The sequence below is a fragment of the Armatimonadota bacterium genome (assembly GCA_023511795.1).
Lineage (GTDB): Bacteria > Armatimonadota > UBA5829 > DTJY01 > DTJY01 > JAIMAU01.
Window position 1 is genome coordinate 1 of record JAIMAU010000028.1, and the last position, 18649, is coordinate 18649.

Consider the following 18649-nt stretch of genomic DNA (forward strand, 5'->3'; position numbering starts at 1 on the left):
TCCGCCATGTTTATGGCGGGTATTCGGCCCTCCTAGATCCACGATTCCCTTTAGGAACGCCTTCGGGCCGCGTACTTATCAAAATTAGGGTTTGGTAATAGGTTAACTTTAATGATAAAAGAAACCGTGCACGAAAGTCAAGGGCAAGTTTTACCTTGGCCATCTCATTTGGATTGGCAGCATGTTTGGAAACCTTGCATGCGGTTCCGTTTGATACCAATAGGCAGTCGACGCAATATCATCTTGAAGTGGCTGATATTTCCAGTTTGGCCACCATCCTAACGCCTGAATTGTAACACGCAAATCTGTTTCAAAGCGGATAGGGTCAAGTATATGCCATCGATAAAGTCCATGTTTAGGCACTTCACCAGGTTCTTTCCTCCACAGAGGATACCCAAGAAAAGGCGTCGAGTAAGTATCCCCAAAACACCATGCGCCGCCAAAGTAATCCTCGGTGCCCGTACCACAAATTGTTGGTTCGTCCTTGTCACCGTCTATATAGAACTTTACTTCGCCTTCTCCCCACCAGCCATTTGATAATTGTGTCCAGGCGAGATATGTGCCAACGTAGTGTCCTTTACCAATTACGTTTTCCAAAATAGTATGCTCGGGCTTTTCCTTTGGAGTAATTGACCGCCGCCATTGGGCATGAAAATATCCAACATCCTCAGGAATATCATCTAATTCATAGGTAATCTGGTAGAAAAAGCCTGCTATCTCCTCCCATCGCTGATTCTCTATTTCAATTCTAGCCTTCTTTCGAAAAGGCATTGGCCAATATGAGTTGAAACCTCCATTCGGGTTCACAGCAATTGGGATAGAGCTAATGTTCACTCGAAGCGCATGGCCATTGGCAAAGAAATCCCCCAGGGGAACCTCAACCGATGGCATTTCTTCGTCATCCCAGAACATCCGAAGTATGCAGTCTCGGTATGCTTTTGGGTCAACAGTAATCCAAATGTGCCGAATAACACCCGGACCTTCGATATTGGCAAGCACCGTATTCGATTCTTTTGGGAGTGTTATGCAGGGACGAACTTTCCAGCCTTTTCCGAGCCAAGCAGCGGCATTTGCTTCGTCAGGAACCTCTAATGCGCCTGCTCCTTTTTTGCCTTCAGGATTTTCAGCAGAGATACTACGCGTCTTGCCATCTGCAAGCCGGGCTATATCAAATAACCCATAAGGCAACACTGTCATGATTTCAATTCCTCCTTCCGACCATTAAAAAATAAAGATGTTGCCATTCTGGGGTAACAGACACCACCAACACACGAGATGGCACCTAAATCTTACCATTTTGTTTAAAACCCATTGTCCCAAACCTGCTCAAATGATTTCAGCATACGTCTACTATGCTTTCAGAAAACATGGCGTACATCTGTTTCCGAGAGATCTTTGATTGCTTTTACCTCAGCATCAACAGGCTTGCCCGCCCGCAAGAGTCTTGTTCCTCCAGCCAAATAAGCTTTAATCACCAAGCCATCCTTTAAGCTTACTAAAGCCGCCTCGGCATCTGTTTCGAAATCGAGAAATTTTATCTTTTTCCCCGCCCTGTCTGTTTGAATGAAATAGTCTATTCTACCATTTGCGAATCGTATTTCAACGCCAACTGTTGTGTTTTCTTGCCCAATATAAATATCGAGGGGCTTTATACTGTTTATTGGGCATTTTTCTCCAGCTTTTACAGGAAAGAATATATATAGAAATCTGACCTTGCCTTCCTTTTCTACAGAAAAAATTGGGGTTGGCACTGGCCGAACCTTGTAACCTCCTGCAGGAACCCAACCTTGGACTGGATCTTCTTGTCCGGAGACGATTTTGACACGAAGTTTATCATCAAAAAGAGGAATTATTGCAAGATTTGCGCTTTCTCTATTTTCTGTGATTACCATCTTTGTAAATTCATCTAGGCTAGCTCTTTCCGCGTCTAGGTGAAAAATGCTCTCATAACGATGTGGTTCCTTATCGTCTGGATTTAGAAAATCAGTTATTATCCAATACTCGGGCTTAACAAAAAATATGTTGCGAGTGTGAACAACCTTGATCTTATTGTTTTGTCCATAGCCCTCATCATAGGTACCCGAAGCATAATCGAAACCGTCACTTGATATCCATTTGTTCGGGAGAGGCTTGGAAACTACATACTGTTCTCTTGGCCGCCCAGCTCGATGTTGCCCTTCTCCGTCTACCATGACCGTGTTATGCGACGGAGTTGCAATAATATACCTGCGCCACTTTGAGCTATCATAAGGATAGTTGCCAGGGTCAACTAGATGATACTTTCCATGAGCGTAGATAACTATGCTCAACTTATCTTCATGTTGGTGTCCATAGCCAAATGGTCCAGCATCCATCATTAAGTACATGTCTTCCTTTTCCCAACCTGAGCGCATGATTAGCTGCCCAGAAAAAGGAAGCGCTATTGACCCAACAGAAGGCTTTGTTCCTTGCTTGCCCTCAGTCGCTACCCATTCGTAATCCTTGCGCTCTGGGAAATACTGCAATGCTTCTTTGAGATATCCCCTTATATTTGTCCGATTTCCGTCATTTAATCCTGGCAGGCAACCGTCTGGCATTGAAGCTAACAGATTGTAATCGTACATTTTTTGCAACTTCTTTATATAGTCACTCGGCATTGCAATGTCATTCATTTTTGCAACTTCCCATGCCATCCGGAAGTTGATTAAACTCACTTGGTGATATCCGCTAGAGAGCTCAATTTGTGCGCCATCCGGATAAACTTGCCTATCAAGTTCGCGGTAAAGTCTTTCGATAGCAGTCTTTCGCCATTCAGCTGAATCCTTAAATTCAGGGAAGATAACGCCAATATGCATTAGACCATTAGCTTCCATTGTAAGCCAATTCCCGCCGGTTGGATATTTCATAAGCTGTTGAGCATGTTCTTTGAACAACTTAAGCATAGTAATTAGAGCTTCATCAGAAAATGAAGGAGACGTTAAGAATCTATGGTATATCTCCATCCATGTTTGCCCTGCGCGAATGCCGCTTTCGATAGTGCGCCAAGTGTATGTCTGGTTTCCAGAAGTGTATTTTGGCGATGGACAACTCCGCGCCCAGTGAAGTAATTGGCGAACGAACTCTTCAGCATATTTCTCTTCGCCGGTATCCCAATAAGCACGACTGAGCTCCACCCATCCATGGTGACGATTTAGCTGCCACGGCCATTCGCGATAGTCAATTGGGTTTAGGTTCCAATTTATATCGCCATTAAACCGATGTCGGACGCCAACGCTTATCACATTATGCTGAAGATTTAAATCAGCCTCAGTTGTATTAACGTTCTTAGGTTTTGATTTATGAATCGGGCGAGAATGCGGGTCTATTTTCCAAACAGGTTTCTTGCGGTTGCGCATATACTCAGCCAGCTCGTGTTTTGCCAATTCTAAGTTGCCGAGATTAATAGCTTCTTTTACCCTTTCAAGCCCTGTTCGTTCTAAGTCAATGCTTTCGAATAGCTCAGCATCCGTTGTCCATGGGCCATTGCGGTCAGTTAGCCGCAAATCTGCAATGTTGAGTACTGCCTCTGGATGCGGCTGCATATTCCATCCTTCTGCTGTGAACATTAGATAGTCTATCTTATGGAAACCCACAGGGAGACGAGAACGACTCAGCTCATTAAAATGTATAATGAAATGCTTCCATCCCTCCCAATCAACCTTAATAGGTATATTAAAGTAATCGCTACCTTCACTTTCTGAGTTTTCCGAACCCAAAACAACCATAAAGGTAGAACCGGTTGCTTTTTGGGAATGTAAAGCAAACTCTAAGCAACTGAAATTGCTCCAATCATGCGGTATATCTTCAGTTTTAACAACCGCCGACTTCGACTGCTCCCACTTCGGTGAAGGTGAACCATTATAAGATAAAGCAGGGTCTTCAATCAGACCTTGCCAGGATGAAAGGTCCGCTAGATTACATAGTCCGACAGGTTTTGCTAGCATGTTGGATTTATCCAATAAGAAAAGCAAAATAAAAATAAGAAAAATAAAGAGCCTCATCTTCTATTCTCCTTTGGAATTCTTGCGCATGCATTGTACACCAATCGTTCATTGCTAGACAATAAGTTTCCTACTTTTATGGATAAATCACCTGCATTCAAAATTAGGTTTAAACATTGCTATGTTTAGGGAAGCATTAAATACAAATTTGAAACGAGCTGGGAGGAAAAATGAGATGGCTACCATTGCAATAATCGCGTTGATTTTAGTGATAATTGGCGCTCTGAACTGGCTGCTTGTAGCGCTCTTCAATTTCAATTTAGTATCTGCAATTTTTGGAGAACGTAGTGCGGCGGCGAAGGCGATTTATGTTCTCGTGGGAATCGCAGGGCTTTATACAATCTATCTGTTGACCTTAATTCCAAGCGCTATGGCCCAGTCTAGGCCGGGTTATTGATAACACCCCAGCCCGCAGTGCATAAGTTTGTATAAGTAGAAAGACAAATTAAACCTTTCTACTAAAGTGGAATTCTTTTGTTTACGGCGAAAGTTGTCTAATCCAAATATTTCGATAACGAATGCGATTCCCGTGGTCTTGCAACATTATTGGGCCAATAGCGGCGTTCTCGCTTCCCAGTGCGGCAGCAGTTGCTCCTGGAACTTCTACATTATCGTGAATTAGCACACCATTTTGGAAAACAGTCAATCGCGCTTTGCTAGTTTGCTTTCCTTCGGCATCAAATTTCGGCGCATGGAAAACTATATCAAAAGTCTGCCACTGCTTAGGAGGCCTGCACGCATTCACCAATGGAGCTGCAACACCATAAATGGCTCCACAGTCGTTATTCTGACTCTTAAGACCATACGAATCTAATACTTGTATCTCAAACTTGCCTTGGAGGTAAACTCCGCTATTTGCACGCGCTTGGCCCTTTGCATCCGCCATTAGAGGCAGCCAAAACTCGATATGGAGTTGGCAGTCACCGAATTCTCGCTTAGTGCAGATGTTGCCTGTGCCTGGAACAACTTCCATATACCCGTTCTCCACTTTCCATTTTGCTGGGCCGTCCGAGCTTGCGCTAACCCATTCGGAAAGGCTGGAACCGTCAAATAGCACAATAGCATCTGCTGGGCGAGTTTCGCCCCCGGTAAATAAAGGCTCAGTAGAAGCAAAAGGAACACCAACTAAAAATAGAAAAACAGTAAACAAAGCTACCTTGAATATAGACAAAGTAACCCCTCCGTTGTAATTAACATTAAAATTTTTTTCGCCTGAACTTTTAATGACGCAATCAAAATTCCGTCACGCCTGTGAAGCGAAAGCCCCGCGCTTTGATTGCAGGAACCACTGCCCACTCACCGCGCATAGTATCCTTTGAAATCATCTCCACATTCGAGAAACGCTCGAGTATGCTGTCGGTGAATCGAAGGTTCTTTACTGGCTTTGTGATTTTTCCATCCTCAATTAAGAAAGTTCCATCGCGTGTCATGCCAGTAAACAACGTGAGTATAGGGTGAATTGTGTTTGTGTAATGGAATCTGGTAACGAAAATCCCCTTTTTTGTGCTAGCTATCATCTCATCAATTGAGGCATCTCCTGGCTCCAAAAACAAGTTCGTAGGAAATGGGCCATAGGTACCAGGCCCACCAATGCTGTGCCCTGTAGATTCCTTGCCCTCTTTATATGCGGTATAGGAATCGTACACAACCGCATTGGCAATACCTTTAACAATTAGGTCTACTCGCTGTTTCGGCACACCTTCTGCATCAAAGGGCCGTGGGAGCCCGCGTGTATCCAACCCATCATCCCAAATGGTAATGTTCTTCCCGGTTATCTGCTGACCAAATTTCCCGCACATAAAGCTCCGACCCTCTTGGACAGCAAGAGCACTAAACCCCAAATCAGCAAGAAGGACAACCATTTCTTCAACTGCATAAGGAAGCAAAACGACGTCATATTCGCCAGGCTCTATTTTTACAGGGTTCTGCCCTTGCACAGCTCGAGTAGCCGCCTCAACTGCTGCGCTAATTGGATTTAGATTGCCGATTCGTTGGGAAACCTGCTCAGCAAACCCATGGCCACTGTCTGAAGTCATTACGGTGCTCAAGCGTGCTCTTGTCATTGCATTGTAAGCATTAACGCCCAGAGTATTAACAACCGCAAACTCTTGGTAACCATTGGAAAGCAAGCCAGCAGCCGATGCGCCCTGTTTTCTTGCCTCCGATATTAGTTGCGCGACCACAGATGCTCTGTCTTCAGGACCAAATAAAGCGGTTGGTTGATCAAAGGTATCTATTGGGGCAATTGGTTTCGGATGTGGCAGAGAAACAAAATCTGGATTTTCTGCAGAATGCTGAGCAAAAGCAACAGCCTTTTTAACTACAGAACATATCGCTTCATCGTCAAGTTTGTTTGTTGTTGCATAACCAATTCGCTTGCCAATTATAGCCCTGACCGCCAAACAAGCATTTCTCTCAAATACATTTTGATGAATAAAGGAGTTTGCAAATCGGGTTAGCGACGATTCTCCGATGGTGATAGAAGCTTCGGTCATATCGGCATTCGAATATTCAATGACCTTATTAAGTATCTCTAATACCTTCTCCTTACCCAGCATCTCTACTCCTCCGATTCCTCTTGCGATTCCACTACGCCTATGCGGACATTTTGGAATCTTGCAGGTGCTACACCATGTCCAACGTGCGCAGCCTGGCCAGGTTGTCCTTTACCACAATTGGGGATACCCCAAAGATGCCATTCATCCTCTCCAGCAATAGCATCACAGTTTCCCCAAAACTCATATGTGATGCCTGTGTATGTTGCGTTCTTGAACAATTTCCCCAGCGAACCATCCTCAATGTCGTAGGCAAATTCCGTAGCAAACTGGAAATTAAGGCGCATATCATCAATGCTCCAAGATACAACGGTTCCCGCGTAAAGTCCTCGTTTAGTATCTTCTATCATTTCACCAAGGGTCCAATCACCAGGCATTAGATTAATATTTGTCATTCTGATTAGCGGAATTCTATTCCATCCGTCTGCCCTCATTGCGCCACTACTTCGCTGGCCAAGCTTCTCAGCTGTCTCACGCGAAGTGAGATACCCAACGAAAACGCCTTCGTCAATTATGTCCACACATTGAGCAGGCACACCCTCATCATCATAGAAGAAGCTCCCTAAGCCACCGGGTATAGTTGCATCTGCTACTATGTTTACAATGTCCGACCCATATTTGAAATTGCCCAGTTTTTCTGGTGTTAGGAAGCTCGTCCCTGCGTACGATGCCTCAGTGCCAAATACCCTATCAAGCTCAATGGGATGACCGCAAGACTCATGAACTTGCAGGGCAAGCATCGAACCTTCAAGAATTAGCGCACGAGTATCCGAGGGACATTGCGGCGCAGTAAGAAGCTGAGCTGCTTCCTTTGCCACCCGTTCGGCATTTCCAACAAGATCCCATGCCTCGACGAATTCGTAACCTGCCGTTGCAAAATCGCCGCCGAATGATGCAGGGTAAGAACGCTTTTGAACTTCGCCTTCGCTTACAGCTGTTGCCTCTATTCCTGCTCCGCTTTCTGTTTTTACTTGCTCAATGTACGAACCTTCTGTGCTCGCAAAAATTTGTTCTGTCCGCCAAAATTGCATAGAGGCCTCAGAAACTTTTATCTCAGGTGTTTGCCGAATAATGTTGTCAGCATCTAATAAGAGGCTAATCTTTTCCTCAATTGGAATCTCAAATGGGTCTTTCTTAATTTCCCACTCAAACCTGCCATCTGCCGGCTCTGCTGGCGCGAGTTTGACAGGCTCATGCTCGATGCTAGCCGATGCTTTCGCTATGCGGACAGCTAGCTCGGCAGCCCTATCTATCTCCTCCGGCGTAATTTCCAAGCTGCTCGCAAATCCCCATGCTCCATCAGCAACCACTCGTATACCAAATCCCTCATCAGTCGAAGATTCCAGAGCTTCTACTTTGCCGTTCTTTGTGCTAAGTGACTCATTAGTGCGTCGAACTATGCGAATGTCGCCATAGCTTGCACCCAGCCGCCGAACCTTGTCCAATGCTCTGTCGGTTAATTCCTTCACTTATGCCGTCCTCCTATTCCCACGGGTTCGGTTTACGTTATATCCGCAATCCAATAGGCCAAAACATACCTGAGGTATATTGCCTAATAATCACTAGATTTCCTGCTTTCTGGTTACTCAATTGCAAAAAATCTGAAGCTCAGAAATTATCTCTTTGGTTTTCCAAATCGGGGACACCACCAAGATGAGCTAAGTGGTAGACTAGCCTACATAGCGCAGTGGCTGAAACCATTGAAAGAAACATAGATGCAACATATCTAGTGTGTGGAAGCGCTTGTGCCACAAAGAAAGTTGGAGCCGATGAAATAATTGCAAGCAAAAGTCCCAGGGTTATTATCTGCCAATCCCGCCGAGCTTCCCAGGCTGCTAAAAGCCAAAATCCACAAGTTATTGTCGCTGGCAACGCCCCATCAGGCAAGAGTAACCTTGTCATTGAAACCTGCCATGGTATTGTAAGCTGATGAGCATCTGCAACTATCCCTATGGCAAATGCAACCAACATGCCGATTAATTTGTATACCAATGAACTTCGGCGCAAAAGAAGCAGGATAATAAACGCAAGGCATACTATGACCACCGGGGCTTTCTCTTGCGAAAGAAAGTAGCAAATTAGAGGACCTCCAAAAAACGTAATTGTACGCCACCACCACGCTGCGTTCGAACCAAGAGAATACCCAAAGCCAACGCTCATCCAATGAACAAGCCCCAGTAAATCTAAAGCAAGTAGCCAAAATAAAGTAGGTAACCAATTTTTTCTTATGCATGCGACAACAAACGGCATGCCGCTATGTGTTAGTATCTTTTCTCGATTCAACCAAGCAATCATTATTCCAGCCAAAGGCCAAGCAGTAAATCCAGTTTCTTTGAAACAAACACCAATTATGGCGAAAATTAACGCAAGAGCCCATCTTGCATATGTAAGTAGCAAGAGACTTAGGACTATGGATATGCCGGAAAAGAAATCTGGTATATTCTTAGGGTCGCACAGCGCTTCCCGTACAGATTCACATCCAGAAAAAAGCAATGAGATAGGAAAAGGCCTTGCTCCTGCAAAAAGCCATATTGTTGTGATAACCAACCACTTCTTGTAAGTAATTCTCCATAACAATGAGGCTGATAAAAACAGAAAAACCAGATGCGCACATACCGCAATAATCTGTCTGGGAAGCATGAATTCTTGGGGCCAAAGTAGTCGTTCAAGCAAGAACACGTAAGAAGCTAGAGGGCGCCAAAACGGGACCTCGCCACACCAAGTACCTGTCCACCATTGAACTGTATCTCTTGCCCTATGTATGCCATCTAATCCTCTATTTATGAACTCCCAATCAATATCCCGACTAATATCTCTAAACGGTTCAGAAATATACGGCAAAAGAGAGCCATATATCATAAATGCAACACTGCTGATGACCAGCAAGGTTGCAACACTAAAGCTATATTTGTATAGCATATTGACCCAGTTTGATTTCATCCACGTCGACACCTATTCCCGCTGCCTCAGAAAGTATAACCGACGCCCGTTTAATTACAATTCCACCTTTTACTGGGTCATCCGCGAGAAATTGAGGACCGTTTAGATCAACTGGATACTCAAACCCAAATGCAGAGTACAAGTGTGCACTTGCCGCAAGACCTAGTCTTGTCTCCGTTAAACCACTTCCAAGCAAGCCGATTCCTGCATCAAGTGCTCTTTCGATACACCTTCTAGCACCTGTTAGTCCCGCCATCTTTGAAACTTTAATAACTATAAAGTTCAGGGCTTTCATTATAATAAGTTGTTCGAGATCTCCCACTGAAAAAACCGACTCATCAACAGCAATTGGAATGGCTGATTTAGCAACTAGTTCTTGCAGTGCTAAAAAATCATTGGCCGGCACAGGCTGCTCCAGCACATCTACGCCGATTTTTGCCATGTCCTTGCTTCGTCGAATTGCAATATCAACCGAGTATGCTTGGTTTGCATCAGCCCATAAAAAGCAGTTACCAGCTACTTCCTTTACCGCTCGTAGTATATTTAGGTCCAACGAAGGATCCATGCCTATCTTTACCTTAAACCCACGATATCCTGCTTTAAGAGCTTCAGCAGTCACCTCTTCAGCTTTATGCGGCGAATCAACAGTTGTTAGGAAGCTAAGATTTACTAATTTTGATGAACTTTTGCTAAAATACTTATACAGAGGTATACCCTTTCTTTTACATATAATGTCGTGCAATGCCATATCTATGCCCGACTTAGCAATAGGCTGTCCGACGGTAATTCCAGGCGCAATTACTTGATCCATAACGTTATGGATTGCGTCCAAATCTTCTGCATCCATTCCAATCAGCGCCGGTGCGAGATAGTTGCGAATGGAGGTTACAACAGATTCGAGGGTTTCATAGCTCCACCTTGGGCTAGGCCTTGCCTCGCCCCATCCCAAAATTCCGTCGGCTACAATGCGAACGTATGCATGTGGTGCACCAGCTTTCGGCCCGCCAACAGAACCACGAGAAATTTTGAACTCCGTTTTGAATGGTAGATTCAGCGGAATTACTTCGATGGATTCAATTTTCATTTGTTATCTCTTGCAAGTTTATCCGTAACCTTGCGAACGTATACTGATGTCGCAGGGAAAATTGATGCAAGTGCGCATCCTTTTTCTTTGCCCAATACACTCACAGCAGTCGCAAGACCATCGGAAATGATTCCACTAGGGGAGATTACTGTAACCGCAATCCTATTTGTCAACCCCAACCCTGTTCGTGGGTCTACTATATGTGAGTATCGTTTCCCGCTGATTTCCACAAACTGTTGGGTATCGCCAGACGAAGAAATTGCACAGTTAGAAAGCACTATTCTGCTGTGCTGAGGATCCAAATTTGCTATTTCGATCTCCCACCCCTTCTTGCCTGGAGGAGGATTACTTACCAAAACATCGCCGCCCATTTCAATCAAAGCGCTATTTATATTATACTGCTTAAGAATTCGCATTGCCTCATCACAAGCATAACCCTTGGCGATTCCCCCAAGATCAATTTGCATTCCCCTATTAGCAAGCCTTACCGTTCCTGTTCTTTCGTTGATTATTATTTTTTGCCATCCAATCAATTTCTTGGCTTCTTTAACTTCCTCTTGCGAAGGTATCACGCCCGACTTTCGAGCCTTCCGCCAGAGTTTCACTAATGGACCGACTGTAACATCTAATGCGCCGGCTGATTTTTGACTGAGCTCAACAGATTTTTTAAGAATGAACAAAAGTTCCTTGCTTACTCGCACAGGAGGCCCACCAGCACTCGCGCAAAGACGCATGATTTCGCTCGTTGGCCTGTAATCGCTCATGATATCTTCTAAATAAGCAATCCTCTTGAAAGCAGCCTCTGCCGCTTTTTCTGCAATCTTTTGATTTGGCGCATACAGCACAATACGCGTGCGCACGCCCATTGCAATTTCCGAGTATTCAAAGCGCCTTGGCTTCGGATACGAGCCAAAAGATAAAGAACCTAGCAATATAGAAAAACTCGCTAGAACGAATAAGACCAAATATTGTTTGCGAATTATTATTTCACGCTTCCTCCCATTGCTTTTTCAAGAACTTAACTGACTTGGGAATTTCGGCCTCAGGATCCCCTTCTACGCCACACTCCAAGCTGCAGTAATCTTGGAATCCAATCATCTTCAGCCCCTTGAAGCCATCGCGAAAGTCGCGCTCGTCTTGACCAGGAAGTTTTCTTTTTGCAGAAGCCAAGTGAACATGATGCAAATATTTACCTGACGAAATGAATGCGCCCAAATCACTTGGTTCTTCGATGTTCATATGGTAGAAATCTCCCATCATGCATACACCTGGGTGGTTTACATCACGGCAAATTGCGGCTGCGTCGGCAAGCAAGCGCAAAAACCAAGCCTCACGTCTATTAAGTGGCTCCATCAAAAGGCGTGTGCCACACTTGACAGCATACTCACCTAGTTCGGGTAGCAAATCAACAAGTATCTGGCGACCTTCCACATGCCCGAGCTTAGTTTGACCATTAAAAGCAGGGACAAAGATTAAACCAGTTGAACCTAGTTCGCCTGCAGCTGTTAGAATTTCTTTCATCGTCGTAATAGCTTTCTGACGTTCAGATTCCTGATCGCTAATCAATGCACCATCGAAACCTGCACATATTGCGCTTACCTTAATCTTTGAGTTTTTTAAAGCTTTCTTTATCTCCGCCACTCTTTCACTAAGGCCGCGCCCGCCTATTTCGATGCCCTCAAAACCCCATTTTTCCATCTTTGCAATCCGCTCTTGGAGGTCCTTGCCTGGAATGATTCGCTCTTGGCTGGAAAGCTTAAGCACTGCTTTCTGTTTTGCTTCTTTCGCTTCAACCTCTGGAAAACTTAGCGCAAGGCTGGCGCCCCCTAGCGCTGCAGCTGTCATCAGTTCACGCCTATTTAATTTCATACCTAACCTCCTGTGCGCTCATTTATTCTTTCGATGATAGAGATTTTTGTCAATTGTTTACTAAATAAAAGGAGTCTTTCCAGGCATAGCAACTGGTGCAACTGGAAGCGGACCGAACTCTAGCTTTGGTGGCATTAGGTCTTCCTTCGAATTGAGTGCCTGCTCCCAAGTTATCTCCTGCCCTGTATAGGCTGACATTCTACCCATGATTGCGGTAAGGCAGCTTTCGGCTATTTGTTTTGCTTCGTTCAACGGTTTTCCTGAACGAATACTTTCAATCAAGTCCTTATTTTCTTGAACATATGGACTTGGATTCGCACCTTCGTACTTCCATTCAATCTCTCCGCGAATCATATTGGCGCAGTTCGACCACCCTTTCGTTCCTATTACACGTTCCGAAACATTGTTGGCGCAACCATCAATTTGCCGACACATGCTCATCACATGGACGCCATTTGGATATTCGTAGTCAATGCAAAAATGATCGTAGATATGTCCATATGCCGGGTCCGTACGAACTTGGCGCCCTCCCATACCAACACATTTTACGGGATGGGCTTGGAGTGCCCAATTAATTACGTCCAGATTGTGAACATGCTGCTCGACAATATGATCACCCGATAGCCAAGTAAAGTATAGCCAATTCCTACACTGCCACTCCATGTCCGTCCATTCCGGCTTACGCCCATGATTCCAAAGGCCACCTTGATTCCAATAACATGTTCCAGACACTATATCGCCTATTGCGCCCTCGTGAATCCTTTTTATTGTCTCTATATAGGAAAGCTGATGTCTTCTTTGCGTTCCAGCAACTATACCAAGTCCCTTCTGAGCAGCAATTTCGCCACATTCCAACACTGTTCTCACCCCAGGAGCATCAACAGCAACCGGCTTTTCCATGAACACATGTTTTCCAGCTTCAACAGCGGCTTTAAGATGTGATGGGCGGAAACCTGGAGGAGAGGCAAGTATCACCATATCCACGCCAGCATTGATGACTTTAAGATAGTTGTCGAAGCCCGTAAAGCACCGTTCGCGCGAGATATCCACGTTATTCTTAAGCTTCTCATCTTCTGTTAACCGTTTGAAGCAGCTATCAAGGCGGTCCTGAAAAAGATCCCCAAGCGCAACAATTTTCACAGGCAATCCAGTTTCGATGCAGTTAATAGCCGCGCCCGTACCACGTCCGCCACATCCAATCACACCGATTCGCATTACGTCGGACCCTGCAGCCCAGGCTCCCTGAGCAATTTTCGCTGCTCCGGTAGTCAAAAGCACCGCTGAAGCAGCCGACCCTTTTAGAAAGCCCCTTCGTGAAATCGAATCCTTCTTTTGCACTTTGATTCACCCTTTCATGCGAAAATTGATAAATCTCATTTGCAATACTTACTTCACCCTGATTACCCTAAAACCTGCAAATGGTGCGTCGGAAAGCCACCACTTGCTCTTTGGGCTTTGAGGGTCATTTGCCTGCCACGATTCGTCTTGATACTTCCGCGCTGTGGGCGATATTGTTTTCGCCATATCATCGAATGCACCACCACAGAGTACCGGTTTCCCCGACAAATCCGTACACCATTCCGCGACATTTCCAAGCATGTCATAGATTCCCCATGCATTTGGAGATTTTTTTCCAACTGGCTGAGTCTTTTCCTGCCAAAACCAAGCAAACTCTGCAAGTTTATCTTTTTCAGGAGGAGGCATCCCAGCACGGCAAGCATATTCCCACTCTGCTTCGGTTGGCAAGCGATACTTTCGGCCAGTTTTTGCCGAAAGCCACTTGCAGTATTGTTCAGCGCCAAAATAGGAAACATTTATTGCTGGATAGCCTTTATGTCCAAATCCGCGATCAACCGTCCCGTAAGGTTTGCTTGGCCTAGAAACGGCATCCTTGTTTTCTGACGTCCCTTCTGGCACATCGAGCTTAAACACAAAAACATCATACTCATCCCACGTGACCTCTGTCTTGCCAATCCAGAAAGGCTTTATCTTAATTCGCTTAGTTGCACCCTTCTTCGCCGGGTCGGGCATTAGAATCTCACCACCTGGGACACCGACCATTTCAAATTTTACAAGCGTTCCAGGAATCCTTTCTGTATAAGAAATGGGACGCTCTTCTGGTTGTTTATTCGCCCCCTCAGCCTTTATAAGGCACATCATGATGACCATTATGCATAAAGTTTTTAAAGTAGCTTTCGCAGTTTCTAGAATACGCATACTTGACCTCACCATTAACTTCTTATTCTCTGACGATAGGGATTTCCTTGTTTATTTGAATTAGAAATAGAAAATTCTTTACTTCTTTGATTATCTGGAAATGACTCTGCCACTTGTAAGAATAAACGTTTCGCCTGGGGCAAGCTTTGCTTTGATGGGCATTGGGTTTAACACATTAAGCGGCCTTATTTCCACAGAATCGTTTGTAACCTTAATGTCATACATCGTGCCGGCATAGCATAGATTTCTGACGCCAGCATATTTTAGAGAAGATGGAAGATTTGGCCTGATTTTTAGCCCCTCTGTATCAGCTTCTATACCAAGAAAACCATAAAGGAACGCACATGGTACAAGTCCGCTCTCAGGGAATTCTCCTTCTACGCCTACCGAGCCTGCTTGCCCGCCAGGACCACCTTGCGTTTTTTCACCCCTATAAAGTGGACTCCCTCCGCAAAGTCGATCAGGCATCCAATAGCGGTCGAGAATTTCCTTAAATCGCTTGAAAGCGTTGTCCGCACCAAGATATTTCACACGAGCCATTAAGTCATAATAAGACGTATACAAAATTGCGCCACCATCCTGGCATTGATCACCATAATCTGTCCCAGCCCATCCAAAATACCACCAGCTTGGTATAGGCTCCTGCGGCTCGTCCCTCCTTGGATTATGAATTGTATTAGCGCGCGGAGCAAAAATCCATGCTGAATACGTATCCGCCTTGCCTGACGAAGTTGGTTCTGTCTCCATCCAACAATAGATTCGCTCAACCTGCGCTTGATCGGCAAGACCATACGCCACAGCCTCTAGATTGATAAAGGTAAACCCATAATCATGTTTTACGCCATCTACATCCACACACCCGACATATCTGCCCTTTGTTTGGTCCCAAAAAGTCAAATTATACTCCCGGCGCACCTTTACCCTAAGGTTGCGATAATAATTTGCTGACTTTTTCTCTCCAGCAAGGTCAAGGCCAGCTTTAGCACAAAAATCTTCTAAATCTGCCATTGCCCTTAGTGATTCATAATAGAAAGTGTTGCAAAAAGCATCCTTATAACCAAATGGAAGAATATCCCAATAATTGCTGCCAATCCCATTATGTTTTCCTTCATGGCCTTTTGCGTCAATTACGATTATGCCATCCTTCCCCTTAAGTTGATTTAGCTGAAAATCCATTGCTTTCCTTAGTTTTGGCATAACCGCCTTTAGGAATTCTATGTCTCGCGTCCAGGTGAAATAATGGTAAGCGCCCAGTATGAAGCAGGAGTTTGTCGTGAAGTGCCTAGTATCGTAGTCGTTCTTCCCATCATTATCTTCGTCTTTAAAGGGGAAGGGCCAGCCTTCCTGACTGCCCCACGTATAAATATATCCATCTTCTCGCATTGAAGGGTTAAGAAAGTGATTCTTTTGCTCATCGCGCTGTGGATTGGCGGTCCAACAGTGAATGCGGGAACACCATTCCTTCCATTCCGGTGGTGTTCCTACACCAAAATTAAGTGCATGACTGTAGTAGAATTCATTTAAAACTTTATCAAAGTTCTTATCTGACGAGTAAAAAACCGGATAATAACTAGGCAGCTCCTCTTTATGTGGCAGGACTTCCATTTCTAACGTAGCACCATTGAACTTCAACTTTGCAGAATCTTCTTCGAATTCAAACCTCAAGTGCTGTCCAGGCTGGAGATCAAACCTTATATCTGCATTCTTTCGCCCCATAGCATAAACCCATTTGCTTGGGCGTAAATGGTCAGAAAATGGCCTGCGTTTGAATTCTTGAACGATTATATGCTGTCCAGCATCGGTATAAAATCTCTTAAATGGGAAAATTGCCACATCATAGCCCGATTTCTTCCAAGGCATGACGACCCAAGTTTGGATATTGGGAGACGGAACACTACTTTCTTTTAACTTAAACTCGCTTTTGAGCTTAGAATCCTTCAAGGTAATTTCCACATCGCCTGCCAGATCTGTGAAACCCTCGCATTCAAATACAAAGTCGATATTGGACTGCTCCTTACCGTCAATATAAGCCACCATTGAAGAATTAACATTATTATCTGTTGCCCACCAACCAATTTGTTTACCAATAGGCGCTGACATCTCTAAATAGTAAATACCTGCTGGTTGAGGGTCAAACTGCAAACCTTGGCGGCTATTATCTTGGACATTTACAATTACGCGACGAGCCACCACCTCCTTTTTTGCAAAGTCGCCATCTGGCAAACGATAGAGAGTAAGAGTACAACCACAGTTGGTTTCGTGCCATGTAGGGAAACTTCCAGAAACACTTGTAATTTTTCCTGAGCCAACTTCGAACTTTACACCTAATGTGCCTTGGGACGGACACGCTATCGGATGGCCACTTTGTTCTTGTTTAATTTTAAATAGCGATTTTACAGCAATGTTTCGAAGGATAATACCGCTTTTTAGCTGTTCAAGCTGAATGCCGCTGCCATTTTCTGTCGGGCCACCAAACGACATAACTTTGATTATATTTTCGCCATACTTTCCATTTCCCGCTGGGTCAAGCCGCAACACATCGAAACAACCATCACGCCCGCTTAGGAAAAAGTAGCCGTTAGATACTTCATACGACTGGGAACTAGAACTTAAAAGACAAATGCCTAGAAACAAGAGGAGAATTTTAATCATTGTTCGTCCTCAGGTGAAATCATCCTATCGCCTGTCATATTCAATTCCGTTATCCCGAATTCCTTCACTAAATAGCCTTCACGCAGTTTACCGCATTCTTTACAAACGCTCATGTTTTGGTGGCAAGTTAACCGGGTAATTAAACTATGCGCCGGTTTTGAGGGGATAAAATGAAAACAGAAATTCCAGAACAATATGCTGAGGTTTTCAAAGAAGCTTTAACAGCTCTCAATATTGCAAAAATACCTTATGTTGTTGGTGGTGCATACGCTGCCTGGCATTATACAGGATATTGCCGGTACACACATGACCTGGACCTATATCTGGAAAAAAAGTGGGTTGAACAAGCATCAAACGTCCTGCTTCAAGTTGGTTTTTTAGACTATGGGGAAACCGCGGCTGGCGACCGCGAATGGATCTTTCATGCAATTAAAAACCAAATAATGGTAGACCTTATTTGGGAATCTCCAAACCACCTTTTATCTGTAGATGAATCATTTTACAAACGGGGAGTTGAAGGAACCTTCCTAGGCATACCAGTTCGATTCATGCCAGCTGATTGTCTAATCTGGACAAAAATATTTACAGTCAACCGCCAGCGCTGCGATTGGCCTGATATTTTTAGAATTATACGTTCTCGACCAGGAAATCTCGATTGGGATTTCCTACTTTTAAAACTGGGCGAAAATTGGCAAGTATTGCTCTCATGCATTATACTTTATGAATGGGTATATCCTGCCGATGCAGATGCAGTTCCGCATTATATTCGTAAAGAGCTTTTGGGAAGGCTCCAAAAACTTGAAATTCCTAAGGAACAACGTAGTAGGGAAATAATTCTAGACCCATGGATTTATACACGTGGCGTGTTGATATAGCGAAATAATATGTTAATCGGCGCAATGAACAACCCAATGAAAGATGTTATTGAGGAGATTGAAAGCTTTGCCTCAGACGGGTTTGATTTTATCGATTTAACGCTCGAACCAGACTTGGCATATTCAGCAAGGCTGCCGGTTAATAAAATAAAAAAAGCATTAGAACGAACTGGCCTCGGTGTTGTAGGACATACAGCTTATTATCTTCCAATCGCATCACCCTTTCCCGAACTTCGAGAAGCGGCAATCACCGAAATGGAACGGGACATGCGAATATTTGCAGAAATAGGGGCAAAGAAGGTTAACATTCACCCATTTGTAACTGTGCCCTTGCACGATAACCGATGGATTCGCGAAACCAATATCAATGCATTTGCAAGACTGTCGCATCTTGCACGAGAGTTGAATTTGAAACTGATGATTGAAAATCTGTTCAAC

The 18649-nt window shown here is 44.4% G+C and carries 15 protein-coding genes; 3 read left to right on the forward strand and 12 right to left on the reverse strand.

Going from position 1 to position 18649, the window contains the following annotated elements; all coding sequences use genetic code 11:
* Positions 1-150 precede the first annotated feature (150 nt).
* Together K6T99_12655 and K6T99_12660 are read right to left on the reverse strand one after the other, a co-directional pair.
* A complete protein-coding gene (locus tag K6T99_12655) occupies positions 151-1197 on the reverse strand; it encodes a DUF2961 domain-containing protein (protein ID MCL6520669.1) in 1047 nt (348 codons plus the stop codon).
* A gap of 161 nt (positions 1198-1358) precedes the next feature.
* Positions 1359-4019, reverse strand: coding sequence for a heparinase II/III family protein (locus K6T99_12660; protein MCL6520670.1), 2661 nt, complete (start codon positions 4017-4019; stop codon positions 1359-1361).
* A gap of 175 nt (positions 4020-4194) precedes the next feature.
* On the opposite strand from K6T99_12660, the gene K6T99_12665 reads away from it, so the two are divergent.
* Positions 4195-4416, forward strand: coding sequence for a DUF378 domain-containing protein (locus K6T99_12665; GenBank protein ID MCL6520671.1), 222 nt, complete (start codon positions 4195-4197; stop codon positions 4414-4416).
* Positions 4417-4497: 81 nt separating this feature from the next.
* Here the strand turns inward: K6T99_12665 and K6T99_12670 are convergent, their stop codons facing one another.
* The 10 genes from K6T99_12670 to K6T99_12715 form a co-directional block, all read right to left on the reverse strand.
* Entirely contained in the window at positions 4498-5169 is a 672-nt protein-coding gene (locus K6T99_12670) for a DUF1080 domain-containing protein (protein ID MCL6520672.1), read from the reverse strand.
* Between the two features lie 82 nt (positions 5170-5251).
* Entirely contained in the window at positions 5252-6577 is a 1326-nt protein-coding gene (locus tag K6T99_12675) for a TldD/PmbA family protein (protein MCL6520673.1), read from the reverse strand.
* A 2-nt stretch (positions 6578-6579) separates the two neighbouring features.
* Positions 6580-8043 carry a TldD/PmbA family protein gene (locus K6T99_12680; protein ID MCL6520674.1) on the reverse strand — a complete coding sequence of 488 codons (1464 nt, stop codon included), beginning with the start codon at positions 8041-8043 and terminating at the stop codon, positions 6580-6582.
* Positions 8044-8182: 139 nt separating this feature from the next.
* Complete coding sequence (locus K6T99_12685; protein ID MCL6520675.1) at positions 8183-9514, reverse strand: hypothetical protein; 1332 nt, start codon at positions 9512-9514, stop codon at positions 8183-8185.
* Positions 9477-10598, reverse strand: coding sequence for a mandelate racemase (locus K6T99_12690; protein MCL6520676.1), 1122 nt, complete (start codon positions 10596-10598; stop codon positions 9477-9479). Before K6T99_12690 ends, K6T99_12685 begins: the two co-directional genes overlap by 38 nt.
* Positions 10595-11464: an FAD:protein FMN transferase gene (locus K6T99_12695; GenBank protein MCL6520677.1), complete on the reverse strand. Its 870-nt coding sequence runs from the start codon at positions 11462-11464 to the stop codon at positions 10595-10597. Before K6T99_12695 ends, K6T99_12690 begins: the two co-directional genes overlap by 4 nt.
* Positions 11465-11585: 121 nt before the next feature.
* Positions 11586-12467 (reverse strand): sugar phosphate isomerase/epimerase, encoded by an 882-nt coding sequence (locus K6T99_12700; protein ID MCL6520678.1) that lies wholly within the window; start codon positions 12465-12467, stop codon positions 11586-11588.
* 60 nt (positions 12468-12527) lie between these two features.
* Positions 12528-13805, reverse strand: a complete 1278-nt coding sequence (locus K6T99_12705; GenBank protein MCL6520679.1) for a Gfo/Idh/MocA family oxidoreductase — start codon at positions 13803-13805, stop codon at positions 12528-12530.
* 48 nt (positions 13806-13853) lie between these two features.
* Positions 13854-14636, reverse strand: a complete 783-nt coding sequence (locus K6T99_12710; GenBank protein MCL6520680.1) for a formylglycine-generating enzyme family protein — start codon at positions 14634-14636, stop codon at positions 13854-13856.
* A 138-nt stretch (positions 14637-14774) separates the two neighbouring features.
* The gene (locus K6T99_12715; protein ID MCL6520681.1) at positions 14775-17336 is read right to left on the reverse strand and encodes a glycoside hydrolase family 116 protein; all 2562 of its coding nucleotides are present in this window, start codon (positions 17334-17336) and stop codon (positions 14775-14777) included.
* Positions 17337-17506: 170 nt separating this feature from the next.
* Here K6T99_12715 and K6T99_12720 point away from each other — a divergent pair, with 170 nt between their 5' ends.
* Together K6T99_12720 and K6T99_12725 are read left to right on the forward strand one after the other, a co-directional pair.
* Positions 17507-18211 carry a nucleotidyltransferase family protein gene (locus tag K6T99_12720; GenBank protein MCL6520682.1) on the forward strand — a complete coding sequence of 235 codons (705 nt, stop codon included), beginning with the start codon at positions 17507-17509 and terminating at the stop codon, positions 18209-18211.
* A 9-nt stretch (positions 18212-18220) separates the two neighbouring features.
* Positions 18221-18649: sugar phosphate isomerase/epimerase (locus K6T99_12725; GenBank protein ID MCL6520683.1), on the forward strand; the 429-nt coding region annotated here is incomplete at its 3' end.

Bases quoted from the DNA above. Each gene is read 5' to 3' on its own strand.
- K6T99_12665 (MCL6520671.1), top strand. From the start codon at position 4,195: ATGGCTACCATTGCAATAATCGCGTTGATTTTAGTGATAATTGGCGCT.
- K6T99_12695 (MCL6520677.1), bottom strand. From the start codon at position 11,464: ATGGGCGTGCGCACGCGTATTGTGCTGTATGCGCCAAATCAAAAGATT.
- K6T99_12690 (MCL6520676.1), bottom strand. From the start codon at position 10,598: ATGAAAATTGAATCCATCGAAGTAATTCCGCTGAATCTACCATTCAAA.
- K6T99_12720 (MCL6520682.1), top strand. From the start codon at position 17,507: ATGAAAACAGAAATTCCAGAACAATATGCTGAGGTTTTCAAAGAAGCT.
- K6T99_12660 (MCL6520670.1), bottom strand. From the start codon at position 4,019: ATGAGGCTCTTTATTTTTCTTATTTTTATTTTGCTTTTCTTATTGGAT.
- K6T99_12715 (MCL6520681.1), bottom strand. From the start codon at position 17,336: ATGATTAAAATTCTCCTCTTGTTTCTAGGCATTTGTCTTTTAAGTTCT.
- K6T99_12710 (MCL6520680.1), bottom strand. From the start codon at position 14,636: ATGGTCATCATGATGTGCCTTATAAAGGCTGAGGGGGCGAATAAACAA.
- K6T99_12685 (MCL6520675.1), bottom strand. From the start codon at position 9,514: ATGAAATCAAACTGGGTCAATATGCTATACAAATATAGCTTTAGTGTT.
- K6T99_12675 (MCL6520673.1), bottom strand. From the start codon at position 6,577: ATGCTGGGTAAGGAGAAGGTATTAGAGATACTTAATAAGGTCATTGAA.
- K6T99_12700 (MCL6520678.1), bottom strand. From the start codon at position 12,467: ATGAAATTAAATAGGCGTGAACTGATGACAGCTGCAGCGCTAGGGGGC.
- K6T99_12655 (MCL6520669.1), bottom strand. From the start codon at position 1,197: ATGACAGTGTTGCCTTATGGGTTATTTGATATAGCCCGGCTTGCAGAT.